Below are 6,571 nucleotides of genomic sequence, written 5' to 3'. Positions count from 1 at the left end.
GATCTCGGTGCCGAAGTTGAAGGCCACGCCCAGCATCAGGCTGTGCGAGCGGTAGTCGCCCTCAACAGCCACGCCACCGGTAGTGCGGAAGTCGCCGCTGGTTGCCTTGAAGTAGCGATATTCCAGGGTCAGGTCAGCCTTGTCGCTCAGCTCGCGACGCAGACCGGCAATGGCCTGCCAGGCCAGAGCGGTGTCGCCGTCGTTCAGGAACGCATTGGCGCCTTCAGCAACGCGGTAGTTCTTGGTTTTCAGGTGAGCCAGACCGATACCGCCACCCACGTAACCGGAGGTCTTGCCCTCGGTCGGGATGTCGAACAGGCCGTTCAGCATGAAGCTGGTGACCTTGGTCTTGCCGCGGCCGTCCCAGAAGTAGCTGGTGGCGCCCAGTTCCGGCAGGCCTTCGTTGAAGAAGTGGGTCATCGAACCCTGCTGGTAGCCCAGCTCGAATTCGGTGCGGAACGCGCCGAAGTCATAACCGACCTGACCGGCAACGTTGAAGCCCGGCTGCTTGTAGTCGTTCTCGAACGCACCGGCATCGGTGTCCTTCTGGGTGAAGGACCGGTCCTGAACGATGGAAACGCCGCCCTTGAGGCCAAGGTACCAAGCGTCGTCCTGCGCGAAGGCGGAACCCGCCAGAAGTGTCGTAGTCATCATGACTGCGACTGAGAGCTTGCGCATGATGTCCCCTTTCTTCGTGAACATTTCGGGGGAACACTTAGCCACGACCCCCCGAATGGTCAATGAAACCACACGGTTGGAGCCTTTTTCCCCCCGAATAGGCGCTGCTTCCCCATCAAACTGTTGCAGCGAAGACACAAATTACACCCCCACCCGCAATAGTTGCTCGTACCCTCTAATTACTTCACTTTGTGCCCTGTGACACTTATGTCGCAATTAATCCGTGAGTGCGCAGGGCGGCCAAAATCTGCCCGATTGTGGCGCGAGCTTCCGCGTCCACCGTCGCCCCGCCCGCCGGAGTCGCAATGGCGTCCCCTTGGGCCCCGACCACCTTCTGCCCGTCAACCAGCAGCCCGTTTGTCGGCCAGCCGTCTGTGCGCCACGCATCGCCATCGAACCATGCGGGCAGGCCGTCAGCCTTCTGCCAGACCACTATGCCCGTCCGGGCCGCCAGAAACCGCCATCCGCCCGGCGTCCAACAGGCCAGGGCGCCGTCCTGACCGGACCATGCGCCCGTCGCGCCTGCCCCGATGATCCACCCTTGCCCCGGCGTCGGCGCGGCCGGAGGCGTTGCCAACACGCCCTCCACCGCCGGGTGCGCCAGCAGATCCAGCAGCACCAGAGCCTCGTTGTGCGTCACTTCCTTCTGCGCCTGTCCTGCCTGAAGCAGCGGCAATCCATGCCGGGTCGTCGCCTCTGCCATAAACCTCTCCCTTTACTTTATTCCGACTCGTGATTTCGAAGTAATCAGAACGAGACTTGGCCGTTCCAGTCGGCGCCCGGACCCACCAGGGCGCTCACCTGCGCCACCCGCACCGAAAGCGCCTCGGGCAACCCGCCGAAGTCCGCCGTCTGGTCCGCCGCCGCATAAACCGCCTTCGGGGCCGTCACCCGCCACTGCCGCCGCACGGCGCCACCGCTCAGGATCTGCACGTCGTACTGCTCCGCCTCCTCGGCCAGCGGCGCATCGGCCCCGTCCACCCAGTCGAATCCCTGACGGCTGCGCCGCACCCAGCTGAGGTGCACATCGCCCGTCTCATCGCGTCGACCCTGCAGATGAACCGGAGCCAGCGGCCGCAGCGCCTGCGCCGTCAGCACCACCGCCTGTGCCGCCACGTCCTCCAGCGCCTCGTGCGGGCCCATCGCCTTGAACAGCAGCGTCTGGCCCAGCCGCGCCAGCCCTGCATCATGGGGAACCAGCGCCGCCCCGCTCAGCAGCACGAAGCGCTCGCCCGCCGTATGCCCGCTGACCGCCGCCTCCGTGCCCCAGCGCCCGCGCAGCAGGCCAGAGAGCCGATACCGCCCGCTCGGCAGCAGCTCGGCCGTGGTGAACTGCACCAGCTCCTGCCCGATCAGGCACAGGTTCGCTCCCGCCAGCACCGAGGCCTCGCTGCGCGCCTCCAGCGCCATGTCAGGCGCCAGCAGCGCCACCTCCACCGCATGCGTCCGGTCCCAGCACGCCGTCTCGCCGGGCGGCAGCACGGTTGTGACGACACCCATCACCGTGCGGGCGGGAATGTCCGCCGCCGCGCCGTAATCGAACCCGCCGTCCAGGCTGATGGCAACGCTGGCCCGCCGCCATCCCTCCGACTCTCCCGCCACCGCCAGATGCAGCACCGGCCCTGAGGCCATCGCGGTCGAGATCGGCGGCAGGTCCAGCACATGCAGCGTCGTCGGCCCGTGCGGCACATCCGGCTGCGGCACCGCCACGCCCGGCTCCGCCTCCGCCGTGCTCACCTCGTCCTCCACCGATACCGGCACGGCGGAGACCAGCACCCGCCCCGCCTCCACCGTCATCTCCCGCACCTGCCAGAGCGCGCCGGCCCCTTCCGTCTCTCCCTCCAGCCGCACCGCATCGCCCGGCGTCAGGCTGAGGTAACGCCAGGGCAGCGTCAGCGTCATCGGCTCGCGCCGTCGCCAGCGCCGCGCCATCAGCCGTTCCGCTGCCTGCTTGGCCGTGTGCGCATCCAGCGCCGCCGGAAGCTCCAGCCGCTCGCTCATGCCGCCTGCCGCACTCAGCCGCCGCGCCCGCTGCAGGCCGGTCTGGTAATCCCGCGCTGTGTCCAGATACGCCAGCCCAACCTCGCGCGGCACCATTGCTTCCCCCGCCCGCGCCACGCTGCGCCGGGGCTCGCTTTCGCCTTCCGCCGCCGCACCCAGATCGCGCTGCCTGATCACCACCGGCACCTGCGGTGCACGATCCGCCAGCCTCACCCCGCCCGTGCCGCCCTCGCTTGCGTAAAGCGGGCTCAGCACCTCCAGCACCCGCAGCGCATTGCCTGCCGTGCTGTCCCGCCCGATGGCGAAGCCCCGCACCGCATCCGCCGCCGCACCGCCCACGGCCTCGAGCCCCGCCCGCGCGCACACGTCCCGCGCAATCGCCACCACCGGCACCTCGGGCGCATCATCCGCCACCACCTCGAAGGTCAGCAGCGGAATACGGTTGGCGAAGTCCGCCAGCGCCAGATCCTCGAACACCACATAGGCCAGCCCCCGGTAGGCCGGCGCCTGCCCCACGCCCTGCGCCGCCTCGATCAGCGGGTCCGGCAACTGCGCCTCGTCCCCCCGGTACACCCGCATCCGCCCGGCCACCATCAGCTGGCCCGCCGTGCCGCGAATGAGCTTGCCGTCCGCCCACACCCGCCCCACCGAGCGGATCGCGCGGGCCGAAAGCGCCACCGCGAACGAGGCCGAATAGGTGTAGTTCACCGTCGTCACCGAGCCGCGCTTGCCGCCGCCCTGCTTTTCCTCCGTGCGCCGCTCCTGCAGGCCCGTGGACCAGATCACGTTCCCCGCCACCCGCGTGCGCCCGTACACCAGCGGCACCGTCACGCCGTAGGCCGAGCTCTGCACGGACAGGTCCTGGAGCCTCGGCCCCTCCCGCCGCATGCTCGTACCGAAGACGCGGTTGTCGATCACCGTGCCGATCGCCGCGCCGATCATCGCCCCGAACGGCCCGCCGATCACCCCGCCCACTGCGCCCAGAACAACGTTAGCCATGCCCCCTCTCCCCCATTGCAGGCACGCCAGCCGGAAACCGCCACACCGCCGCCAGCGCCGCCCGCCATTCCTCGTCCAGCCGATGCTCCACCACCCGCCCCAGTCCTCGGTGCGCGTGGATGATGCCGTGCTCGCTCCTCACCGCCACGTGCAGCAACCCCCGTCCCAGATCGAACAGCAGCACGTCCCCAACCTGGCCCGCCTGGTCCTGCCCGGCCTGATCCCGCCCCGCCTCCGCGTTCACCCGCACCAGCCCGGCCCGCGCCAACCCCGCCTCCAGCCGCGCCCCGCTGCCCGAGAGGCCGTAGCCGGTCTCGTCATGCCCAATCAGCCCGAGGCTGCGCCCCACGTGCGCCACCAGCCCCACGCAATCGAGCCCCCGTCCCGGAACCCGCCCATGCAGCCGGAACGGCGTCCCCACGCAGCCCCGCGCCGCCGCCGCGATTTCCTCCCCGCGCGTCGTCATGTTTTTTTGCCCTGTGATTTTGATTCTGCCTTGCAGGGATCCTGCCCCCTGCGCCCCGCCCTACCGCGCGTCAGGATAATCCAGCATGGCATCCAGCCCCGGCACGTGCGGCTCTGCGCGAAAATTCACGCCGTTGGCGAATTTCCCGGTGCAGGTAGAGAACCGCCGGTCGCACCCCGCGGTCAGCAGGAACAAATCCCCCACCGCAATGCCTGAGCGCATCGCTTCCCTGAGACGCACCGCTCCGCCGCCGCTCGACAGAACCTCGCTGACCACACCCGCATTCGCGCCGGTCAGCCAGCGCAGGCGGCCATAGGCATACCAGTTGGCCGCCGCCACCAGTCCACCTGTCACGCCCGCGCCGGAAAAGTCGCTTCGCCCCGCCACGCCCGTCACCCGCGCCACCACCCGGTGCTTCGCCAAGTCCACCCGGCAGCGCTTGTCGCCGAAATCGGCGCGGCATTCGGGCGAATAGTTTTCCGTCACCACCTGGTCGAAGCGGGCGCTGTCGGTGTGCAGCTCGCCCCGGAACGCGCCGTCCTCCCAGCGCACCGCGCCCAGCGTGCCGGTGGCGAGCGCAATACTTCCCTCCCCCGGCATCGCCCAGTTCATCAGACTCACCGTCAGGCGTGCAAAATCGAACCGCCCCGCCGCCAGATCCGCCTCCGTCACCGCGCTGCTGGTGAGCATGCCGGAGAGTTCGATGTCGCCCGCCTCGAACGCCGCCGTGCTGACGAAGGCGGACGGCAGGAAGGACGGCACCGCCCGATAGACGACGCCATCCACCGCAATATCCCGGTCATGGCTGGTGAAGCCGAAAATCACGCCGTCCCGCCGCACGATGCGCCACAGCACGGCAAGGCTGGTCACGTCTCCTGCCAGATGCGCCGCCAGCCCCGGTGAAATTACCCGGCTCATGCTTCCCTCACTTCCACCAGCGGGATCGAGGGAATTTCCCCCGCCCGGAACCCCGCCAGCGAGACGGACAATTGATCATCCCCGAACCGCACCGCTACATCGAACTCGAACCCCGCCGTCACCGCCGCGCCTGCGGGCGGGGCGTCCTCGAACTGCACCTCGCCCAGCGCGCCCAGCGACCAGCCATCCGGCAGTTCCACCCCGTTCAACGCCACCCGCACCGTACCGACGACCGGCCGCGTGATGCGCCGCGTGTGCGGCTCCGTCTCCCCGTAATGCTTCACCAGCGAAAACGTCGTGCGCGTGCCATCGCCCGTGCCCAGCCTCTGGTCCAGCGCCGTCACAGCGGCCCCGGGCGCGGCAGAGGTAAAATCGAACGGGTCACGAAACCGGAAGGCGAACGCCCGCCCGCGCCGCGCCCGGAAGAACGCCGTCACCGTGGCAAGGTCCGCCTCGCTGCGCACGCCCAGCCCCGCGTCATAGCGCCCGCGTGCCTCCGCCCAGTTGATGTTGCGCTGCTCGAAGCCCGATGCGGTGCCGATCACCGTCGTTGAAAATTCCGGCCCGCCGCCCGCGCCATATCCCACCTCAACCGGGAAGCGCACATCATGAAAGCCGCCCATCTCGTCCTCCCCCGCAATTTCGTAGAACGTCAGCCCGTCCCGCATCACCTGCGGCAGCGCCTGCACGAACACCTGGGCGTATTGCCTTTCCCAAGCGTCCTCGAGGCTGCGCCCAACCGCGCGCCACTGGTGCCGGTTCTCCCCGCGCACCACGCACCCGCCGAAATAATGCTGACTGCCGCGCAGATATCCGAACCGCGCCTCCGCCTGCGCAATGCCCCGCGCATGGCCGCCCCAGTTCTCCGCCGTCACGTGCGCGAAGTCCTGCACCTGAAAAATATCAAACGCCGGAGAGGCCCAGCTCGCCGGGCTGTTCGCCCGAACCAAAATCGGTGTCTCCTCGCTCGCCTGTGCCACGTTGAACAGCAGCGCCACCGTCGCCCCCGGGTGCGCCGCCTTCACCGTATCCCGCAGTGACAGTGCTGCCGCCCCCAGCTTCACGCCCAGCCAGTCAAGGAACTGTTCCTGCGCCGCATCAGGGGTTTCCGTCACCAGTTGATGCCGTGCCGGAGGCGCGCGCCCGGTCTCCGCCGTGTAGACCGCCAGCGTTGCCGCATCATAAAAGCACGGCCGCCCCGCGCCGCACCACCACCCCGGCTCACGCACCTGAAAAACAACCAGCAACCCTAGTCGAACCTACCACCGAAATAGGCACATCTGACGATATCCGAGAACGGCTTGAAGCGCTGATTAAGGCGACCCCTAAAGAGAAGGAATTACCTCAGTCTGAAATGGGCAGAAAGCTTTTAGCAATTATTCAGTCTGCCACGAAACAACCTATCTCTTTTGAGTCAATTAGAAAATCTCGTAAGTGGGAAGGAAGCTCACCTGATAAGGCTACTTTACTAGCAACTTTGGCGGAACTAACGCCCGACTGGATACGAGG

At 68.0% G+C, this 6,571-nt stretch carries 6 protein-coding genes; all 6 read right to left on the bottom strand.

The features are described from left to right. On the bottom strand, positions 1-678 hold a 678-nt coding region (locus tag VIG90_RS17340), incomplete at its 3' end, for an outer membrane protein (RefSeq protein ID WP_331594780.1). Between the two features lie 205 nt (positions 679-883). Beyond that, positions 884-1,381 carry a DUF2793 domain-containing protein gene (locus VIG90_RS17335; protein WP_331594779.1) on the bottom strand — a complete coding sequence of 166 codons (498 nt, stop codon included), beginning with the start codon at positions 1,379-1,381 and terminating at the stop codon, positions 884-886. Positions 1,382-1,425: 44 nt separating this feature from the next. Then, positions 1,426-3,678 (bottom strand): phage tail protein, encoded by a 2,253-nt coding sequence (locus VIG90_RS17330; protein ID WP_331594778.1) that lies wholly within the window; start codon positions 3,676-3,678, stop codon positions 1,426-1,428. After that, positions 3,671-4,144 (bottom strand): NlpC/P60 family protein, encoded by a 474-nt coding sequence (locus VIG90_RS17325; protein WP_331594777.1) that lies wholly within the window; start codon positions 4,142-4,144, stop codon positions 3,671-3,673. Before VIG90_RS17325 ends, VIG90_RS17330 begins: the two co-directional genes overlap by 8 nt. A 60-nt stretch (positions 4,145-4,204) precedes the next feature. Continuing rightward, positions 4,205-5,062 (bottom strand): DUF2163 domain-containing protein, encoded by an 858-nt coding sequence (locus tag VIG90_RS17320; RefSeq protein WP_331594776.1) that lies wholly within the window; start codon positions 5,060-5,062, stop codon positions 4,205-4,207. Continuing rightward, positions 5,059-6,309: a DUF2460 domain-containing protein gene (locus VIG90_RS17315; protein WP_331594775.1), complete on the bottom strand. Its 1,251-nt coding sequence runs from the start codon at positions 6,307-6,309 to the stop codon at positions 5,059-5,061. The genes VIG90_RS17320 and VIG90_RS17315 overlap by 4 nt, the downstream gene beginning before the upstream one ends. Positions 6,310-6,571 lie beyond the last annotated feature (262 nt).

The organism is Pedomonas sp. (genome assembly GCF_036515995.1).
Taxonomy (GTDB): domain Bacteria; phylum Pseudomonadota; class Alphaproteobacteria; order Sphingomonadales; family Sphingomonadaceae; genus Pedomonas.
This window is presented reverse-complemented; position numbering and strand designations above follow the sequence as displayed.

Bases quoted from the DNA above. Each gene is read 5' to 3' on its own strand.
- VIG90_RS17335 (WP_331594779.1), bottom strand. From the start codon at position 1,381: ATGGCAGAGGCGACGACCCGGCATGGATTGCCGCTGCTTCAGGCAGGA.
- VIG90_RS17320 (WP_331594776.1), bottom strand. From the start codon at position 5,062: ATGAGCCGGGTAATTTCACCGGGGCTGGCGGCGCATCTGGCAGGAGAC.
- VIG90_RS17325 (WP_331594777.1), bottom strand. From the start codon at position 4,144: ATGACGACGCGCGGGGAGGAAATCGCGGCGGCGGCGCGGGGCTGCGTG.
- VIG90_RS17330 (WP_331594778.1), bottom strand. From the start codon at position 3,678: ATGGCTAACGTTGTTCTGGGCGCAGTGGGCGGGGTGATCGGCGGGCCG.